Here is a 17,824-nt window from a genome sequence, read left to right on the forward strand (position 1 = left end):
CAGGAGGCTTAAAAAATTGTTATTTTTCTTGTGTTGAATTTTTCAACATAGGTGTTATTATAATTCAACAATGCCAATTAAATGGTTCAATAGCCTTCAAAAAAAGATTACCCTTTTGTATCTCATAGGGGTTCTTTTTATGGGGCTTTTGATTTATGTAAGCTATGAAACATTTAGTTCGGCCAATTTCATACTTACAAGGAGTGAAAAAATTTCAGAATTCGTTGAAAATGTGCTTGAAATGAGAAGATATGAAAAAAACTTTTTTCTTTATCATCACAGTGAGGACTTAAGATCTATAGAAAGCTATCTTTTGAAAGCCAAAAACATTTTTACTTCCTGTTATCCTTGCTTTCAATCCCTTACAGGTTCTTATAATTATAAAGAGGTTAATCAGGCCTTAGAAGACTATGGAGCCCTCTTAAAAAATATTACAGAAAAGGGGATTTCCAAAATATATTTTGAAGAACTCAGAGAAAAGGGAAGATACTTAACTGGATATGCGGAATGGATGAATAAGTTAAAGGAGAAACAGATCAAAGAAAGCTTAAATGAACTTAAAAACTGGATATTTTTTACCTTGGGAATTTTTTTGGTTTTAATTTTTCTCTATGGATTGTATTTATATCATAGTCTTCGCAGACCTATCCAAAAACTGGAAAATTATATCTTTCAGATAAGTCAAGGAAAGTTCTGTGCAGTTCCACCGGATTTTGAAGATCGTGAAATGATCTTACTGGTTGAGGCTATTAACAAGATGCTTGCTGAAATTGATAAAAGAACAGAATACCTAATTCAAACGGAAAGACTGGCTACTTTTGGAACCCTTCTTTTTAGTTTAGCCCATGAGTTAAATAATCCTCTGAATAATATTTACACAAGCTGTCAAATTTTGAAAGAAGAGATTGAAGAGGATAACACCGAATTTAAAAAGAATCTCCTCCTGGAGATGGAAAAAGAGATTGAAAGAACTCAAAACATTATACGAAGCATTCTTGATTATTCTAAACCAAGTTCTAAAGAAGAAATTAGATTAAAAAGCCTTCTTGAGGAAACTCTATATTTATTAAAGGGGAAATTACCAAGAAATGTGGAAATTATTTTTGAGATTCCTGAAGATTTCACTATTGTTACCGATCCTCAACAAATGAAGCAGGTCTTTATAAATCTCTTTAAAAATGCCTTTGATGCAATTGGAGATAGGGAAGGTAAAATTCAAATCCGAGGAGAAAAAAGCTCAAACTATGCTATCCTTTATTTTTCTGATACAGGGCCAGGTATTCCAGCCAAAGTTTTACCTCATATCTTTGATCCCTTCTTTACAACTAAGGAAGGAAAAAGAGGTTATGGGCTTGGACTCTTTATTGTTTATAATCTTATTCAAAACCACGGAGGATCAATTGAGGTAGAAAGCGAGGTAGGAAAGGGAACTACATTTATCATAAAAATTCCTGAAAAAGAGGAGGAAAAAAAGAAATATGACGGAAAATAAGGGTAAAATCCTTGTAGTAGATGATGAAAGGCTTACCCTTAAAAACTTAAGTTATATCCTTACAAAGGAGGGATATGAGGTTGTAACTGCAGATTCAGGTTCTTCTGCTTTGCATAGACTTCAAAAAGAGGAGTTTGATTTAGTTATTACTGATCTCAAAATGGAAAAAGTCAGTGGTCTTGATATTCTTGAAAAGTGTAAAGAGTGGTGGCCTGAAACCGAGGTTATTATGATTACTGCTTATGCCACAGTTGATTCAGCTATATCTGCTATGAAAAAGGGAGCCTATCATTACATTACCAAACCCTTTAAACTTGATGAGCTAAGAAAGGTAGTCAAAGAGGCCCTGGAAAAGGTAAATTTAAAAAGGGAAAACTCAAGATTAAAGGAAGAGCTTGAACGCCTTAGGGCAAATCAAGTGGAGTTTATCACAAAAAATCCTGAAATGAGGCGAATTCTTGAAACCGCTGAAAAGATTGCCCCAACAGATTGTTCCGTTTTAATTACCGGAGAAACTGGAACAGGAAAGGAGCTTCTTGCTCGTTATATTCATGCTCATAGTTTAAGAAAAGATAAAACCTTTTTAGCAGTAAATTGTGGTGCCTTTACCGAGGAACTTCTGGCTAATGAACTCTTCGGACACGAAAAAGGCGCCTATACCGGGGCTGTAAATACCAAAAAAGGGCTTTTAGAGATAGCAAGTGGGGGCACTCTTTTTTTAGATGAAATAACAGAGATGAGCCCAACCATGCAGGTTAAACTTTTGAGGGTTTTACAAGAAAAGGAGTTTTTAAGAATTGGTGGGACAGATCCTATCAAAATTGATGTGCGGTTTATTGCTGCAACCAACCGGGATCTCAAAAAGGAAATTGAAGCCGGGCGCTTTAGGGAAGATTTATACTTCCGGTTAAATGTAGTTTCTTTTAGGCTCCCTCCCTTAGCAGAAAGAAAGGAAGACATCCCCCTTTTAAGCTACTTTTTCTTGAAAAAATATGCAAAAGAGATGCATAAAGAGGTAAAAGAGATCGAGGAGTCTGCCATGGAAATTCTTATGGATTACGACTTCCCTGGAAATGTGAGGGAACTTGAAAATATCATTGCCCGAGCAGTTGCTCTTACTGGTTCAGATAAAATCTCGGAATCCCACCTACCTGAGGATCTAAGAAAATTAAAGATTTTTACTTATAGAAAAAAAGAGAAAACCCTTCCTTCCCTTGAAGAACAAGAGAAAGAGTATATAAAGCTTGTTCTTAAGGAAACCGGGTGGAATAAAACCTTAACTGCCCAAATTCTGGGCATAGATAGAGCAACCCTCTGGAGAAAACTTAAAAAATATGAACTTGACGAAGAGGGCTCTCTTTAACTCTTTACAACAAGAACAGGTTTATCCCCGGTATTTATTACCATTTCCGTAACACTTCCCATAAGTAGCCTTTTTAAACCTGTTTTACCATGGGATCCCATTATAATAAGATCTATGTCCTCTTTACTTGCAGTTTCAAGAATTCTCTCTTCAGGAACCCCTTCCATAATTAATCCCTGAACTGAAAGACCCTCTGATTTAAATTTAATTTTTTCCCTCCTTATGAGCTCATCAGCAGAGGTCTTTAAGGTCTCAGTAAGTTTAGCTATTTCACCGGGAGCCTCATAGAGTTCAAAGGGGATCTCAACTACAGAAAGTAAAAAGACTTCGCTTTTAAAGGTCTTAGCTATCTCAAGGGCCCTAAGAGTAGCTTTTTCTGCATAACTTGAACCATCGGTTGGCACAAGGAGTTTTTTAAATTGAAGGGTCTTTTCTTTAGGAATGATAAGAACATCAACTGGACTTGCACCAATGGTCCTCATAGCTGTGCTTCCTAATATCCCCTTAGCAAGGCCGGTTTTCCCTGTTTTTCCCATAACCAAAAGATCAACCTCTTCTGCTAAGGCAGTATCAACAATTCTCTGAAAGGGTTCCCCTTCATCAAGAATTAGTTTAACTTTAAAATTTTCTTCCCCGGCTATCTCCTCTGCTTCTTTTAAAATCTTCTCCCCACCTTTAATAAAAATATCTTTCATTCCCAGAAAAAGGGAAAGAGCGCTACTGATTTCAGTTTTAAGGGGGACTACATTTATAGCCAAAAGTTCTGCACTAAGCTCTTTAGCTATTCTTATGGCATTTCGATAGGCATTAAAAGATTCCTCTGACCCATCTAAACAGGCCATAATCTTTTTGTAAAGCATGGCACCTCCCTCCTTATCCAAGGATTTTTGAAAATTTATTATAGATTACCTCAATTAAAAAGTCAAATTTTCGTATCCGTCCATATCTTTTGAGACTCAAGAGGATTTTTCTACTACTTCTGTTGTAAGTAAATGAACCTGTATTTTGTAGGGGCAACCCTATGGGTTTGCCCTTTTTTGGAAAATCTATGGGTTTGCCTGTTATATGTTTTTTTACATTATTGGGCAGACACGCAAGGGTCCCCCTACTCTCACCTCTCACCTCTTACCTTTCACCTTTCACCTCTTACTACTCTTCCATTTTCTTGTAAGGATATGAACCTATACACTCATTTTAACTTTACTTTAACACTTTTTTAATTTTTAAATAACAAAGGGACTTTATTATATAAAAAAAATAAACAGGAGCAGAAGATGCTTCAAACAGAAAAGAACACCTATCAAAATATATCATTAATCTCATTGCATTCTGAACTTACGGTTCATTATCAGCCCATCTTTTCTGCAGAAAACGGACAAATTTTTGGATATGAAGCATTAACAAGACCTGCCATGAATCACGCCGAGCATTCTGATAGTTTTTCTTCTATAGTTTCCGGTATGCCTCTATTAGACAAATCTGAAATCGCTAAGTTGCTTGAACTGGTGAAGACATCTATGAATGGAAACATAAAAAATTTCTTTATCAAGGCAAAGGAAAAGGGATTAATTTTTATACTTGATATGATATGCAGAGAAAATGCCATCAGAGAAGCCTCAAGACAAAATCTTGATGCTTTCCTTTTTATTAATATCTGTCCTGAGAGTCTCTTTCATCCCAAACACGAAGTTGGAATCACTGATAGACTTGCTGAAGAATATGGTTTCCCTAAGGAAAAAATAGTTCTTGAAATAACTGAAGAGACTGCCATAGAGAATTATGATTTACTAATTGAAAGCATTTCTTATTATAAAAAAAGAGGCTATAAAATAGCTATAGATGATTTTGGAGCAGGATATGGAGGCCCTAAACTTTTTAGTCTGCTTAGGCCAGATTTTGTTAAACTTGATAGTTATTTCATTCATAGTGTAAAGAAAGATTGTATTACGAAAGCATTCATTGAATTTACAGTTAAAACCTGTCATAGCTTAGATATAAAAGTTATTGCAGAGGGAATTGAAACATATGAACAGTTACTTGAAATGAAAAAAATGGAGATAGATCTCCTTCAAGGATATTATCTTGGAAGACCAGATCCCAAAATAAAAAAACTTAAGCATTAAAATGTCAAACTGTGAAGTGAAACCAATTAACTTTGAATTAGAACCATCAATTTTAGATCATTCAATAGGAACCATTGCAATTAAAATTGAACCAATGTATAAAAACACTAAAATATTAGATGCTTTCTTACGATTTATGAATGATGAAAGATTAGGTTTAATCCCTGTGATAGAGGAAAACGATGTAGTAATAGGACAGATTCAAAGAAATAGATTCTTAGAAAATGTAGTGCTTGGAAAATTTGGCTATGGAATTCACCTAAATTCAAAAAAATGTCTTTGTGAAGTTATGGAAATACCTTCTTTTGTTATTGACTATAATATCTCTCTTGAAGAAGCTTCTTTAATGATTCAAAAAAGAAATATTATGCATCTTTATGATGATCTAATTGTAACTGAAAATAATAAGTATTATGGAATAGTTCCAATCCATGTTCTCCTTGAAGTTGTGGCTAAGCGATCTATTATATTAGCAAAGGAATCAAATCCACTTACAGGGCTTCCTGGAAACTGGGCAATTCAAAGAGAAGTAGAAAGAAGAATCAGACTTAAAATTCCCTTTGATGTATGCTATATAGATATTAATCATTTTAAACCGTATAATGATTATTATGGATTTGAAAAAGGAGACACTGTTATTTTTAGTCTTGGAAATATTCTTTTAGATCTTTCAAAAAACAATAATGAAATTTTTGTAGGACATATCGGAGGAGATGATTTCATTATTATATGCCCTCCTGAAATTTCTGAATCTCTATGTGCATCTATAATAAAGTCCTTTGAAGAACTATTACCAGTTTTTCACGGGGAAGATTTCATAAAAGGATATTATATCTCTAAAAATAGAAAAGGTGAACAGGAAATATTCAGTCTTCTTTCTCTTACTTGTGCAATAGTTAGTAATAAAACAGGAAAAATAAGTTCCTTTGCCCATCTTGCTTCAATTGCTTCTGAAGTCAAATCAGAGGCTAAGAAATTGGCAAGAATAAATAAAACTTCTGTTATATTTAAGGATAGAAGAACTTACTAAAAAGATTTTTCTGATTACCTATTCATTTTAATCTTACTTTTTTTTGAGAGGATTTTCTTTCTAAATTTTTTCTCTTTTTCTCTTCAATAGCATATACATATACCCAGAGATGAGTTTTTAGTTCAAAAGGGTATTTTTGATTTCCATAACTTTTTACCCCTCTTGGAAGGCCAACAGAAAGCACCCACCAACCTTCCTCTTCAAAGTTGACAAAAAAGTATCCCCTCTCATCAAGACGCGTGCTTTTTTTAAAAAGGGGGTAGTTTATCTCTTTGGTTGAATCTGTAGGTAAGGCCTGGGGATTTAATTTGAGCCTTAATCTTTCAACCTCAATAGTTCCATTTCCAAGGGGCTCTCCCTGATACAAAACCTGTCCCCAAAAAAGGGCCCCTTTCTTAAGACCATAAGGCCTTGTGAAGGGTCTGATTTCAAGCTCAAAACCGCACAGCTGATCCCAGAGCCCCTCCTTTTCCACATGGAAAAGAGCCTTGACATAATTCTTAAAAAGGACTCCTCTCCCTGTCAAAGCATCTTCTCCTTCAATGCAGAGGAGAAAATCCCCTTTAGCCTTGGGTGTAATTTTAGTCTCAAAGGCAATTCTTTTTTGATTGAACCAGGGATCAAAAAGCTCCCTGCGTAAAAGGGATAACTTTTCCTCTTTTCCATCCGGAGTTTTTAAATAAAACTTAACTGGAACCCTTGCATCAAAAAAATTTGCAAAGGATGGCTGGCCATAACCAATGATCCAGGTCTTCTCTTGATTCACTTTTCCATAGGAGTCATTATCAGTATAAAGAATTAAGGTTTCCGCAAAGGTAGAAGAAGTTTTTGAAAAGGTAAAGATAAAGAGGAGAAAAATAAAAATTAAAGGCATTCTTAAGAAGAAAAACTATGTAAATCTATTCATGATCCAGGATATAATGGCACTTTTAAGCTGGAGCTCCTGTTCAGGGGTTAAAGAGGATAACCAGTATTTTATCCACTTTTGAAGCCTGCTGAGATGTAACTTAGGAATCTTTTCTCCAAAGATCATCTCAAGACTCCGCATATACCAGACAAAAATGGCCTGAAGAGGCATAAAGCGATATTCTAAGGTAATAGGATAGAGGCTTTCGTAAAAGGCTCTGTTAGCAAATTTCTTGTCAGGTTCCTGAGTGTATTTTCTGATGTTTAGCTTGGAGACATTCTCATCCATTCGGGGCTGGCTATCAACCTCTCTGAGGTATTCAAGATTTTGTTGGAAGACTCTTAATTTTTCCTGATTTAAGCGGACTATTTCATCCTGTAAAGCAAGAAGGGCAAGTGGATTCTCTCTTTCCCGATAATATTTGGCAATTTTTTGTTTTAAGACAGATTTTCTTGATCTTCCACCCATAAAATCACCCCTTTATTTACTTTCAAGACAAATCTGGTCTTTCCCATGAAGCTCTTTAAAATAAACGGATACATAATCAAAGGGAGCAACCTTTTTGACCTTCATAGCACAAAATGTTGGCTCAATAGGGAACTCTCTTCCTCCTCTGTCCACCAGGACTGCAAGCTCAATTTTTTTAGGCCTTCCAAGGTCAATGAGGGCATCCATAGCGGCGCGCACAGTTCTTCCTGTAAAAAGCACATCATCAACTAAAAGGATAATCTTGTCCTCAATAGAAAAGGGAATCTCCGTTTTTTTAATCTCTGGATGCTGAGAAATTCTTGTCCAGTCATCTCTATACAGAGTAATGTCAAGGTAGCCCACTGGTAATTCCAGTCCCAGTCTTTTTTTAAAAATTTCCTTTAATCTATTGGTCACTGGAATGCCTCCACACCGTATCCCTATAAGCACAAGGTCTTCTAAATGGGGATGACTTTTAAGTATAGATTCAGCAAGCCTTTCAAGAAGGCCTGCCATCTTTCTTTCCCCAGCTATTACTTTTTTACTTTTTAGAGTTAAAATATCTTCCATAAAACATAAAATATACCTATTTCTAATTTTAGCAAGTGCATGCATCCATATCTTTTGAGATTTGGTGGGGATCTTTTCTGCCAACGCTTTTGTTCCTTTGCATTATCGGGCAGACATACAAGACTTGAGCAGACATGCAAGGGGTTTCCCTTCCTCTCACCGCACACCTCTTGCCTTTCACCTTTTTACATTTTCCACTTTTCCTTTTTCTTGTAAGGATATGAACTTATGCAAAAAGAGGGGGAGCATATGGAGGGAGAAATTTTTTATAGAGTAATATATGGGGATACTGATTGTGGTGGGGTCATGTATTATGCCAATTATCTCAGGCTCTTTGAAATGGGAAGAACAGAGCTTATCCGAGCCTGTGGGCTAAGTTATAAAGAGATAGAAGAGGAGATGGGAATTATCCTTCCTGTGGTTGAAGTAAAGGCAAGATATAAGGCCTCTGCAAAATATGATGATCTTTTAAGGATCAGGACCACTCTTGTAGAGGCCAGATCCTTTAAAATCCTTTTTGCTTACCAGATTTTTAGAGAGGAAATCCTCCTTGTAGAGGGATCAACTCTCCATGTGGCTATTAACCGGATAGGAAAAATAGTAAAAATTCCTGAAAAAATCCTTAAGCTCCTTTCAGGATAAAAATTCTGTTTTATCTTTTCAGACAAAAGGACTTATAGGGGCGATATATGAATCTGAAAGTTGGATTAGTTGGGCTCCCCAATGTAGGGAAATCTACTATTTTTAATGCCCTCCTTCAGAAGGCTAAAGCTGAGGTTGCCAACTACCCCTTTTGCACTATTGAGCCTAATATGGGGATAGTGAGCATTCCAGATGAAAGACTTAATGAGATTGCAAAGAAGGAGGGAAGCGCAAAGATAACGCCTGCTTTTATAGAATTCGTTGATATTGCAGGCCTGGTTAAAGGGGCAAGCAAAGGAGAGGGCTTAGGGAATCAATTTCTCTCCCATATAAGAAGTGTTTCAGCTATAGCCCAGACCCTTCGCTGTTTTGAAGAGGAAGATATTGTCCATGTAGAAGGAGAGGTAAATCCCTTAAGGGATGCGGAGATCATTGAGCTTGAACTAATTCTGGCTGATCTTCAGACCATTGAGAGAAGAATGGAAAAGGCAGTAAAACAGGCCAAATCCGATAAAAATGCTCTCTTTGAGATAGCAGTGCTTGAAAAGGCCAAAGCTCATCTTGAAGAAATGCGCATCCTTAGACACTCCATCTCTGACTTCACTTTAGAGGAGCTGAATTTTTTAGAAAAGACTCTTTTCTTATTAACCCTAAAACCTATTATGTATATTGCCAATATTGGTGAAGAAGATTTAGTGAATCCCCAGGGAAATAAACATTTTAGAGCCCTTAAAGCAAAAGCAGAAATAGAGGGGATCCCTATAATTGCCCTTTGTGGAAAGGTTGAGGCTGAACTTTCTTCTCTTACTGAGAATGAAAGAGAAGAATTTTTAAAAGCCTTTGGGTTGAAAGAGCCTGGACTTTATCAGATGATAAGAGAAGGTTTTTCCCTTCTTAATCTTATTACCTTTTTTACTGCTGGACCAAAGGAGGCCAGAGCCTGGACTATTAAAAGGGCAACCACTGCCAAAGAGGCTGCTGGTGTCATTCACTCTGACATAGAAAGAGGTTTTATCTCTGCGGAGGTCATCTCCTTTGAGGATTATAAAAAAGCTCCCAATTTTCAAAAAGCCAAAGAGCTTGGTCTTCTTCGCCTTGAGGGAAGAGACTATATCCTTGAGGACGGAGATATCGTGTATTTCCGATTCAATGTTTAACCCTCTTTTAACAATCTTCATTTAAATTAACCCTTGCTAAGAAATTAAATCTCCTTATAATAATTAAATATGCTTAGTCATCTCTATACCCAGTTTACTCCCTATGAATGGCTCCTCACCAATCGGAAAGGAGGCTATGCCCTTGGGACAGCCTTTTTGGCTAACCTTAGAAAATATCATGGTCTCCTTATTGCAGGTAAAGAAAAGGGTTATAGGGCTCATTTACTCTCTTCCCTTGAGGAAAAGATTTCTTTCCCCTCCGGGCTTACCTATCTTCTGGATACTAACTTTTATCCAGATAATATCTTCCCTCAGGGGTATACCCACATCAAGGAGTTTTTTTTCAAACCCTATCCGGTATTTTATTACAGCTGCCCCAAGACAAATGAGATTTTTCTACAAAAGAGTCTGCGCATGGCTGAAGATAAAAATGCCCTTCTTCTCAGCTATCATAATATTAGCTCTTATCCCTTTAAACTCTTTTTAAGACCCAAGTTAACATTTAGAAATCATCATCACCTTACTTCGGCCCAAGCCTGGAAAGATTATATAGTTGAAACCTCTTCCCAAGAAGCCTTTATCTCTCGGGATGATCTTGCCCTCTTTCTCTACCTTAATCAAGGAAACCTTTTTCAGGATTCCCTTTTTTACTACCGGGTCTATTATCCCTTAGAGGAATTAAGAGGATACGCCTCCCTTGAAGACCTCTTTTCCCCTCTCTTGATCGAGGTTGAACTCTTGCCTGGAGAATCTTTAGAGCTCCTTTTTAGCGATCAGTCTTTACCTCATCCTGAAGAGGAGATAAAGAAGATTAAGGGCCGCTATGCCCCTGCCCTTTCACTTTCTTCAAAAAAGAAGGCCTTTAAGCAAGAAGATTTTGCAGATTTACTCAAAGGTATGGTCAGGGACTTTCTAATTGAAGGTGATGTTATTGCTGGTTATCCCTGGTTTTATTGTTGGGGAAGGGATACCTTCATCGGGCTTCCAGCCCTTTTTTACCTTGAAGAGGGCCAATCCTTCTGCATAGAAATTTTTGAAAACTATGCTCAAAGAAGACAAAAGGGGCTTATACCTAATGTAATTGGTTCTCAAGAGGAGACAAATTATAACTCTCTTGACGGAACTCTCTGGTTTCTTTTAAGAATCTTTGAATTTTTAGAATTTTTTAAAGGAAAGGTAAGTTCTGCTGGAAAAAAAAGGCTTCTTTTGAGTGTAGAGGAAACTTTAGAATGTTTTTTAACTGATACCGGGCTTCCTTTTTATGTAGATGAAGAGGATGGCCTCCTTGAGATACCTGAGACAACTAATCTTGCTCTCACTTGGATGGATGTTGTGATTGATGGAAGGCCCTTAACTCCCCGATATGGAAAACCCATTGAGATTAGCTTTCTCTGGCACAATGTCCTTACCTTTGCAAAAAGCTACTTAAAAAAGAGTTTTTTAAAAAAATATAAGATTGAAGGTCTTTTGGAAAGGCATTCATCCTCTCTTCAGAAATATTTCGGGAAAGAGGCTATAGCTGATCGTCTTTTCAGAGGAGAACCAGTCTTTGAGACACGCCCTAATTTTGTAATTGCCTTAAGTCTTCCTGTAACCCCGGTTGTGCAAGAGACTCTAAAGCTTGCGGAAAAAATTGCACGAGAAGAACTTTTAACCCCATTTGGGCTCAGAACTCTCTCGCCTAAGCATCCGGGCTTTAAACGCAAATATTTTGGAAACCAATATCAGAGAGATCTCAGTTATCACAACGGCTCAGTCTGGGTCTGGCTTTTATACCCATATTGTAAACTTCTTGGAAAGATTCTAACCCTTAGGGACTACAAAGAGGCCTTAAAAAAACTCCTCCACCCCTTCAGAGATCTTATTTTAAGTGGAAAGGTTGGGAGCCTCCCTGAGCTCTACGATGGAGATTCCCCCTTCTATCCAAAAGGGGCTCCTGCCCAGTTCTGGTCAGTTTCAGCCATCTTGCTGTTAGAAATGGAGAGGCAAGAGAAAAGAGGAGGTCTTAAATTATGAAAGTCTTAATGCTTACCTGGGAGTATCCTCCCTTCATTGTGGGAGGCCTTGGAATGGCCTGCTATGGACTTTTTAAGGCCTTAGCTGAACTGGGAGTAACCATAAAGATGCTTCTTCCCACTAAGGAAGAAGTTTTTTTTGAGATAACAAGGCCTGAGGAGGCTGATTTTCCACTGGCCAAAAAAGAAAATGGTAAAAATCTTTCCCCTAAACCCCTAAAATTTTTTCCCTATCTATATGTTCTACCAGAGGAATCTGTCTATACTTCCTTAAAAGAATTTTTAAAGGGTTGTTCTACTTTTAAAGGAACCCCTGATCAGAAAAATCCTATCCCGGATGAGATTTTCAATCGTCTTGAATACATTCTTTCTCAGGGAAATTCCCTTCTTTATAAGGTGAAGCTTTATACTCAGAATGTCTTAAAAATGGCAGAAAAAATTGACTTTGATCTGATTCATGCCCACGATTGGCTTACCTATCCAGCTGGCCTATTTTTAAAGAAGACCACCTCTAAACCTCTTATTTGTCACCTACATGCCACTGAATTTGATCGGGCTTTAGGATTTGGGCATCCTTTTATTCATGAGATTGAATACTTAGGGTTACAATATAGTGATTTAAATATTGCTGTTTCAAATTACACCAAGGGCATTGCAGTTGAGCACTACCATGTTTCACCAGAAAAGATACGCGTTGTCCATAATGCCTTTACAGCTAAGACCTTAGCTCCCCAAAAGACAAAAAAATTTAAAGAACCTGTAATCCTCTTTCTGGGAAGATTAACTCCCCAGAAGGGCCCTAAGATCTTCCTTGAGATCGCTAAAAAGGTTTTAGAGGGAGGGGGAAAGGCTCGTTTTGTGATTGCTGGAGCAGGAGAGATGGAAAGAGAGCTTATGCTTGAAGCAAGCTCCCTTGGGATTGGCACTCATATCATGTTTACTGGCTTTTTGACCCGAGAAGATGTGGAAAGAGCCCTTTCTTTAGCAGATTTAGTAGTTATGCCCTCTGTTTCTGAGCCCTTTGGAATTGTCGCCCTTGAAGCCATGCACTTTGGGTGTGCTCTTATTCTCTCCAAACAATCAGGAGCCTCTGAAATCATAGAAAATGCATATATTGTTGACTTCTGGGATGTGGATAAGATGGTTGAGATTATCCTTGATCTTATCTCAAATCCCACCAAACTTAAAGAGCTTCAGGAGAAGGTAAGAGTTGAGGTAAAAAATTTTACCTGGCTTGAACCTGCCCAGAAAATTAAAAAACTATATGCGGAGCTCTTGAGAAATCCTTAATGCTTTATATTATCTTCTATTTTCAGGTTCATCAGCCCTTTCGGGTCTCTAAATACTCCTTTTTTGACATAGGAACTTCTAAATCATACTTTGATGAAGAGCTTAACAGGTTTGTCTTTAACAAGGTAGCTGAAAAGTGCTACCTTCCTGCCAACCAGCTTTTTAAGGAGCTTATTCTTAGATCTGAAGGGAGATTTAAAATCTCCTATAGTATCACAGGCACCTTCCTTGAGCAAGCCAAGAACTATCGCCCTGAGGTCTTTGAATCTTTCATAGAGCTCCTTCAAACAGGTGGGGTTGAATTAATTAATGAGACCTATTACCATTCCTTAGCCAGCATTTTTGATCTTGATGAATTTTTAGAGCAAGTTTCAGAACACTTTGAAATTATGGAGAGGGAATTTGGATATAAACCAAGTGTCTTCCGCAATACGGAGCTTATTTATTTTGACAAACTCTCTGATGTGCTTCTCAACTTTCCCCACATTAAAACCATACTTATTGAAGGGGCTGATAAAATTCTTATGGGAGACTCCCCCCTTTATCCCAGACTTTCATACAATCATGCCCACCTTTTGCTACTTAAACATTACAAACTCTCTGATGATATTGCCTTTCGCTTTAGTGATCGGGGTTGGGCTGAATATCCCCTAACTGCAGAAAAGTATGTCCAGTGGGTTAGAGAACTTCCCCTTTCAGAAAGGGAAGGACGAAATCTTTACTTAGGTCTTTTTATGGATTATGAAACCTTTGGAGAGCATCAGTGGAAAGAAAGCGGAATCTTTGAATTTACGCGGAGAGTCATTGAACTACTCCTTAAAGAGCGAGAAATTTCCTTCCTTTTTCCCTCGGAGGTGCATTCAACCTTAAATTATACCCTACGGGGGCTTTCAGTTCCAACTCCTACCTCTTGGGCAGATACAGAAAGAGACCTTTCCGCCTGGCTTTCCAATCCCCTTCAGTGGAATGCCATGAAAACTGCCTTTGAGCTCTTGCGCAAAGCCAAAATTCAGGGTAAAAAGGATTTGATTGCACCTTTGAAATACCTTACCACTTCGGATCACTTTTATTACATGTGTATAAAATACTTTCAGGATGGAGATGTTCACAAGTATTTTTCACCCTATGATTTGCCTGATAATGCTTATAAATATTATATGAATATTTTAGCTGATATAGAGGAAAAATTGGAGGCCTGATATGGAATTTAAAAAATTTTTTGTTTACCCAAGGTTTCCAGAATCCTTAGAAAAACTTGTAACCATTTCCTATAATCTTTGGTTTACCTGGGATTTTGATGCCCTTTCCCTTTTTTACAGGATGGATGCAGAGCTTTTCAGGAAGGTCAAACACAATCCCATTAAATTTATTCACCTTTTATCCAAGGAAAAGATAGAAGCCCTTGCTCAGGACAGAAGGTTTTTACTTGATCTTCAGGAGATCTGGGAACGCTTCGAGGAATATCAGAAAAAGGTTCATCCCATGGTATCTGCATCGGATCTTACCAAAGGGGATGTAATAGCCTATTTTTCTACGGAATTTGCCTTGCATGAAGCCCTCCCAGTTTATGCAGGTGGTTTGGGGGTTCTGGCTGGAGATATTCTTATGGGGGCTTCAGACCTTGATATTCCTTTAGTAGGAGTAAGCCTCCTTTACAATAGAGGCTATTTTAAACAGACCTTTGACCCTGCGGGTCTTCAAAAGGAGGAATCAGATATTTTTGATAAATTTTTAAATATACTCCGTGAAGTTAAAGACCCTGAAGGAAAGCCTCTCCTTATTGAACTCCATATTCTTGACAAATTTTATAAGGCCAAAGTCTGGAAAGTTGAAGTTGGAAAAAGAATCTGTCTTTTTTTAGATACAGATATCCCTGAAAACCCTCCAGATGTAAGGGCCATTACAGAGTATCTTTATCCTGCTGAACCTGAAAAGAGACTGAAACAGGAGATACTTCTTGGTATGGGAGGTTATCAGGCCCTTAGAAAAATGGGACTTGATCCTAAAATTTATCATCTGAATGAGGGGCATTCGGCCTTTGTGATCCTTTCCCGCTTGAAGGAGCTTATGCTGGAAAAGGGCCTCTCTTATCCAGAGGCTAAACTTTTTATTCAGGAAACAACTGTTTTTACTACCCATACTCCCCTTATTGCTGGAAATGAGCACTTTGATACCAAATTGGTTGAAAAATATTTAGGGCCTGAGGTAAGTGCCCTTGGTCTTACTATGGAGGATTTAACCAAGTGTGGCTGTATTCTTGGAGACAAATCCCTCTTTTGGCTTCCTGCCTTGGCTATAAGATATTCTCGGCATGTAAATGCAGTTTCCAAACTCCATCAGGAAACCACAAAAAAGATGTGGCAACCTCTTTTTGAAGACTGGCTTTTTGAGGAAGTGCCTATTGACTATGTAACTAATGGTGTGCACTGGAGATGGTTGAGTGAGCCTTTTAATGATCTCTTGAAGGAGTATGTAGGGCTTGATTTCAGATTTCTTGGCCCGGATGATCCTGCCTGGGATGAAATCTTAAATATTCCCGATGAGGAGGTCTGGGAGGCTCATAAAAAAAATAAACAAAGGCTAATAAATCTTTTGAATAAGCTTCTTGAAGAGGAGTTGATGCGAGGAGATCCCCAAAAGACCTCCCGAAAATGGAGTCTTCCTCTGAAAAGATTCCATCTAATTATCGGATGTGCCAGACGAGTTACAGGCTATAAGAGAAATAATCTCATCCTCTTTGATAAAGAAAGGCTCCTTAAGATCTTGCAGGATACAGATAAACCTGTGCTTTTTGTTTTTGCTGGTAAAGCCCATCCCAAAGATCTGGAAGGTAAAAAGATGATCCAGGAACTTTTAGACTTTAGGGCTAAATATCAACTTGAAGACAAATTTGTTTTTATAGAAAACTATGACCTCCATTTAGCAAGATACATTATTTGGGGATCAGATGTTTGGTTAAACAATCCTTACAGGCCAATGGAGGCAAGTGGAACCTCAGGTATGAAGGCTGCTATAAATGGGGTTTTAAACTTAAGTGTTCTGGATGGATGGTGGGCTGAAGGGTATGATGGAACCAATGGTTGGGCTATTTATCCCAAGGAGGGGCTTCCTCCCTATAATTATTTTGAGGCTAATCAAATTTATACCCTTCTTGAAGGAGAGATTAGAAATCTATATTACCAGAGAGATGAAGAGGGGATACCTCGAGAATGGGTTCAGCGTATGAAAAGGGCTCTGTATATCTGCTGTAAAAACTTTTCCATGAATCGTGTCCTCCTTGAATATTTACAAAAGTTCTATCAACCAGCTCTTACCCAATTTAAAACTCTGACTGCCGAAAATTTTGCTCTGGTCAAAAGACTGGATGCTGAAAGGAAAATTTTAGAAGAAAATTGGGGAAAAATAAAGATTCTTTCCTTTCAAACCAATATTTTAGGGGAGGCCACTTGGGAGGACTCTGAGATTGAGATAAAGGTTGAAGTTGAATTTGGAGATCTTCCCAAAGAACTTGTTACAGTTGAACTTGTTTGTATCAAAGAGATGGGGCTTGAAGAAGAAATAAGTAAAGAATTTACCTTTGTCCCTCTTGAATTAGAAAAGGCAGAAAACGGAAAGGCTTTTTATAGCATTAAATATCAGCTTTATGGACATGGCCTGCGAAAGGTAGGAGTAAGAGTTGTCCCCAGTAATGAGATCTTACGCCGGGCCTATCCTGAATTAATTAAGTGGTATTAAAAATAAAAATTTCCCTTGCCATAAAGGGAGAGAGGACTTATAATATAGAAAAGTCAAATTTTTCATAGGGGAGGTCTATGGAAAATATTGTTTACATCTTTTTGGGTTTAACTATCCTTTTTGTCTTCATTGTCTTAATCGGGGTTTTGAAATTAATCCAAACCCTGAAAAATCTGAATCAAAATCTTGAGTTATTACCTCCGGTTCTTTTAAATCTTAAAAACTCATCCGAGAAACTTCAGGAAAATCTTGAGGTCTCTAAAAGCACCCTTGAGAATTTAAATCATTTGCTTTCCGAGTTAAAGATTGTTCCTCGCATTGTTGGGGAGATCGGGGCATCTATCAAAGACTTTGAGGCCTTTTTAAAAGGACAGGTTGAGGTAGTTAAAGATGACCTCCATTTTTCCTTGGAGGACTTAAGGGAGATATTGAAGGATTTTAAGGGTGTAAGTCTTGAAGTTAGTGAAAAAACTAAAAAGTTAAGCCAGAGTCTTGATCCTGTAATCAAGGGTCTTTCCGAAAGTGCCCAAACCGGGGCTCAACTTCTCGAAAATTTTAACACTACTCTTAAAAAGACCTATATTGAGGTCTCAGCTATGACCACAGGGGTTTCAGAGGTGTTGAGGGGTTTAAGAAGGATCATAAAAATTTAGACAAGGGGGTGATACCATGGAAGGAAAGAAATTACCAGTCTGTTTAGCCTTTTTAGCTGGAGCTGCGGTGGGAGCCCTTGTGGCCTTACTTTATGCACCAACCAGTGGAGCAGAACTCAGGAGAAAAATCAAGGAAGGTGCTGAAGATACTACTGAAAAGCTTAAAGAAAAAGGAACTTATTTCAAAGAAAAGGTTTCAGAATTTAAGGATACTGCTGAATCTAAATTTGGTGAATTAAAGGAAAAGGCTAAGGAGGTTTTGGAAGAAAAAAGGGTCTCTCTCTCTGAGACGCTGGAAAAGGCTAAAGAAGCTGTGAAGGAGAAAAAAGAGGAGCTAACAGAAAAATTCTTTAAAAAAGAGGAGGAGATCTCTTAGGGA

16 protein-coding genes are annotated in these 17,824 nt (G+C 37.7%); 12 read left to right on the forward strand and 4 right to left on the reverse strand.

The window, feature by feature from the left end:
* Positions 1-139 precede the first annotated feature (139 nt).
* Both THC_RS04375 and THC_RS04380 read left to right on the forward strand, forming a co-directional pair.
* Positions 140-1,492, forward strand: a complete 1,353-nt coding sequence (locus THC_RS04375) for a sensor histidine kinase (protein WP_068513875.1) — start codon at positions 140-142, stop codon at positions 1,490-1,492.
* A complete protein-coding gene (locus THC_RS04380) occupies positions 1,479-2,855 on the forward strand; it encodes a sigma-54-dependent transcriptional regulator (RefSeq protein WP_068513878.1) in 1,377 nt (458 codons plus the stop codon). Before THC_RS04375 ends, THC_RS04380 begins: the two co-directional genes overlap by 14 nt.
* Here THC_RS04380 and THC_RS04385 read toward each other — a convergent pair.
* The gene (locus tag THC_RS04385) at positions 2,852-3,715 is read right to left on the reverse strand and encodes a universal stress protein (RefSeq protein ID WP_068513881.1); all 864 of its coding nucleotides are present in this window, start codon (positions 3,713-3,715) and stop codon (positions 2,852-2,854) included. The genes THC_RS04380 and THC_RS04385 overlap by 4 nt on opposite strands.
* A gap of 414 nt (positions 3,716-4,129) precedes the next feature.
* On the opposite strand from THC_RS04385, the gene THC_RS04395 reads away from it, so the two are divergent.
* Both THC_RS04395 and THC_RS04400 read left to right on the forward strand, forming a co-directional pair.
* On the forward strand, positions 4,130-4,978 hold the full coding sequence (locus tag THC_RS04395; protein WP_068513886.1) for an EAL domain-containing protein: 849 nt from the start codon (positions 4,130-4,132) through the stop codon (positions 4,976-4,978).
* Between the two features lies 1 nt (position 4,979).
* Positions 4,980-6,008, forward strand: a complete 1,029-nt coding sequence (locus THC_RS04400; RefSeq protein WP_068513889.1) for a diguanylate cyclase domain-containing protein — start codon at positions 4,980-4,982, stop codon at positions 6,006-6,008.
* A gap of 22 nt (positions 6,009-6,030) precedes the next feature.
* Here THC_RS04400 and THC_RS04405 read toward each other — a convergent pair whose 3' ends face one another.
* The 3 genes from THC_RS04405 to pyrR are packed head-to-tail and all read right to left on the reverse strand — an operon-like array spanning position 6,031 to position 7,953.
* Positions 6,031-6,882, reverse strand: a complete 852-nt coding sequence (locus THC_RS04405; protein ID WP_068513893.1) for a DUF4198 domain-containing protein — start codon at positions 6,880-6,882, stop codon at positions 6,031-6,033.
* Positions 6,883-6,897: 15 nt separating this feature from the next.
* The gene (locus THC_RS04410; protein ID WP_068513896.1) at positions 6,898-7,383 is read right to left on the reverse strand and encodes a hypothetical protein; all 486 of its coding nucleotides are present in this window, start codon (positions 7,381-7,383) and stop codon (positions 6,898-6,900) included.
* 12 nt (positions 7,384-7,395) lie between these two features.
* Positions 7,396-7,953: a bifunctional pyr operon transcriptional regulator/uracil phosphoribosyltransferase PyrR gene (gene pyrR, locus THC_RS04415; protein WP_068516641.1), complete on the reverse strand. Its 558-nt coding sequence runs from the start codon at positions 7,951-7,953 to the stop codon at positions 7,396-7,398.
* Positions 7,954-8,202: 249 nt separating this feature from the next.
* On the opposite strand from pyrR, the gene THC_RS04420 reads away from it, so the two are divergent.
* The 8 genes from THC_RS04420 to THC_RS04455 all read left to right on the forward strand — a co-directional run bounded on the left by THC_RS04420 (position 8,203) and on the right by THC_RS04455 (position 17,821).
* Positions 8,203-8,595, forward strand: coding sequence for an acyl-CoA thioesterase (locus THC_RS04420; RefSeq protein WP_068513898.1), 393 nt, complete (start codon positions 8,203-8,205; stop codon positions 8,593-8,595).
* A gap of 47 nt (positions 8,596-8,642) precedes the next feature.
* The gene (gene ychF / locus THC_RS04425; RefSeq protein ID WP_068513901.1) at positions 8,643-9,752 is read left to right on the forward strand and encodes a redox-regulated ATPase YchF; all 1,110 of its coding nucleotides are present in this window, start codon (positions 8,643-8,645) and stop codon (positions 9,750-9,752) included.
* 69 nt (positions 9,753-9,821) lie between these two features.
* Positions 9,822-11,768 carry an amylo-alpha-1,6-glucosidase gene (locus tag THC_RS04430; protein WP_068513904.1) on the forward strand — a complete coding sequence of 649 codons (1,947 nt, stop codon included), beginning with the start codon at positions 9,822-9,824 and terminating at the stop codon, positions 11,766-11,768.
* Complete coding sequence (locus THC_RS04435) at positions 11,765-13,057, forward strand: glycosyltransferase family 4 protein (RefSeq protein ID WP_068513907.1); 1,293 nt, start codon at positions 11,765-11,767, stop codon at positions 13,055-13,057. The genes THC_RS04430 and THC_RS04435 overlap by 4 nt, the downstream gene beginning before the upstream one ends.
* Positions 13,057-14,256: a glycoside hydrolase family 57 protein gene (locus THC_RS04440; RefSeq protein WP_068513909.1), complete on the forward strand. Its 1,200-nt coding sequence runs from the start codon at positions 13,057-13,059 to the stop codon at positions 14,254-14,256. Before THC_RS04435 ends, THC_RS04440 begins: the two co-directional genes overlap by 1 nt.
* 1 nt (position 14,257) lies before the next feature.
* Positions 14,258-16,792: an alpha-glucan family phosphorylase gene (gene glgP / locus THC_RS04445; RefSeq protein WP_068513912.1), complete on the forward strand. Its 2,535-nt coding sequence runs from the start codon at positions 14,258-14,260 to the stop codon at positions 16,790-16,792.
* A 77-nt stretch (positions 16,793-16,869) separates the two neighbouring features.
* The gene (locus THC_RS04450) at positions 16,870-17,445 is read left to right on the forward strand and encodes a hypothetical protein (RefSeq protein WP_068513915.1); all 576 of its coding nucleotides are present in this window, start codon (positions 16,870-16,872) and stop codon (positions 17,443-17,445) included.
* Between the two features lie 16 nt (positions 17,446-17,461).
* Positions 17,462-17,821, forward strand: a complete 360-nt coding sequence (locus THC_RS04455; protein WP_068513918.1) for a YtxH domain-containing protein — start codon at positions 17,462-17,464, stop codon at positions 17,819-17,821.
* The last annotated feature ends 3 nt before the right edge of the window (positions 17,822-17,824 follow it).

The sequence above is a fragment of the Caldimicrobium thiodismutans genome (assembly GCF_001548275.1).
Lineage (GTDB): Bacteria > Desulfobacterota > Thermodesulfobacteria > Thermodesulfobacteriales > Thermodesulfobacteriaceae > Caldimicrobium > Caldimicrobium thiodismutans.

Coding starts and splice junctions, on each gene's coding strand:
- ychF (WP_068513901.1), top strand. CDS start 8,643: ATGAATCTGAAAGTTGGATTAGTTGGGCTCCCCAATGTAGGGAAATCT.
- THC_RS04400 (WP_068513889.1), top strand. CDS start 4,980: ATGTCAAACTGTGAAGTGAAACCAATTAACTTTGAATTAGAACCATCA.
- pyrR (WP_068516641.1), bottom strand. CDS start 7,953: ATGGAAGATATTTTAACTCTAAAAAGTAAAAAAGTAATAGCTGGGGAA.
- THC_RS04455 (WP_068513918.1), top strand. CDS start 17,462: ATGGAAGGAAAGAAATTACCAGTCTGTTTAGCCTTTTTAGCTGGAGCT.
- THC_RS04420 (WP_068513898.1), top strand. CDS start 8,203: ATGGAGGGAGAAATTTTTTATAGAGTAATATATGGGGATACTGATTGT.
- THC_RS04375 (WP_068513875.1), top strand. CDS start 140: ATGGGGCTTTTGATTTATGTAAGCTATGAAACATTTAGTTCGGCCAAT.
- THC_RS04450 (WP_068513915.1), top strand. CDS start 16,870: ATGGAAAATATTGTTTACATCTTTTTGGGTTTAACTATCCTTTTTGTC.
- THC_RS04430 (WP_068513904.1), top strand. CDS start 9,822: ATGCTTAGTCATCTCTATACCCAGTTTACTCCCTATGAATGGCTCCTC.
- THC_RS04435 (WP_068513907.1), top strand. CDS start 11,765: ATGAAAGTCTTAATGCTTACCTGGGAGTATCCTCCCTTCATTGTGGGA.
- THC_RS04385 (WP_068513881.1), bottom strand. CDS start 3,715: ATGCTTTACAAAAAGATTATGGCCTGTTTAGATGGGTCAGAGGAATCT.
- THC_RS04380 (WP_068513878.1), top strand. CDS start 1,479: ATGACGGAAAATAAGGGTAAAATCCTTGTAGTAGATGATGAAAGGCTT.
- glgP (WP_068513912.1), top strand. CDS start 14,258: ATGGAATTTAAAAAATTTTTTGTTTACCCAAGGTTTCCAGAATCCTTA.
- THC_RS04395 (WP_068513886.1), top strand. CDS start 4,130: ATGCTTCAAACAGAAAAGAACACCTATCAAAATATATCATTAATCTCA.
- THC_RS04410 (WP_068513896.1), bottom strand. CDS start 7,383: ATGGGTGGAAGATCAAGAAAATCTGTCTTAAAACAAAAAATTGCCAAA.
- THC_RS04405 (WP_068513893.1), bottom strand. CDS start 6,882: ATGCCTTTAATTTTTATTTTTCTCCTCTTTATCTTTACCTTTTCAAAA.
- THC_RS04440 (WP_068513909.1), top strand. CDS start 13,057: ATGCTTTATATTATCTTCTATTTTCAGGTTCATCAGCCCTTTCGGGTC.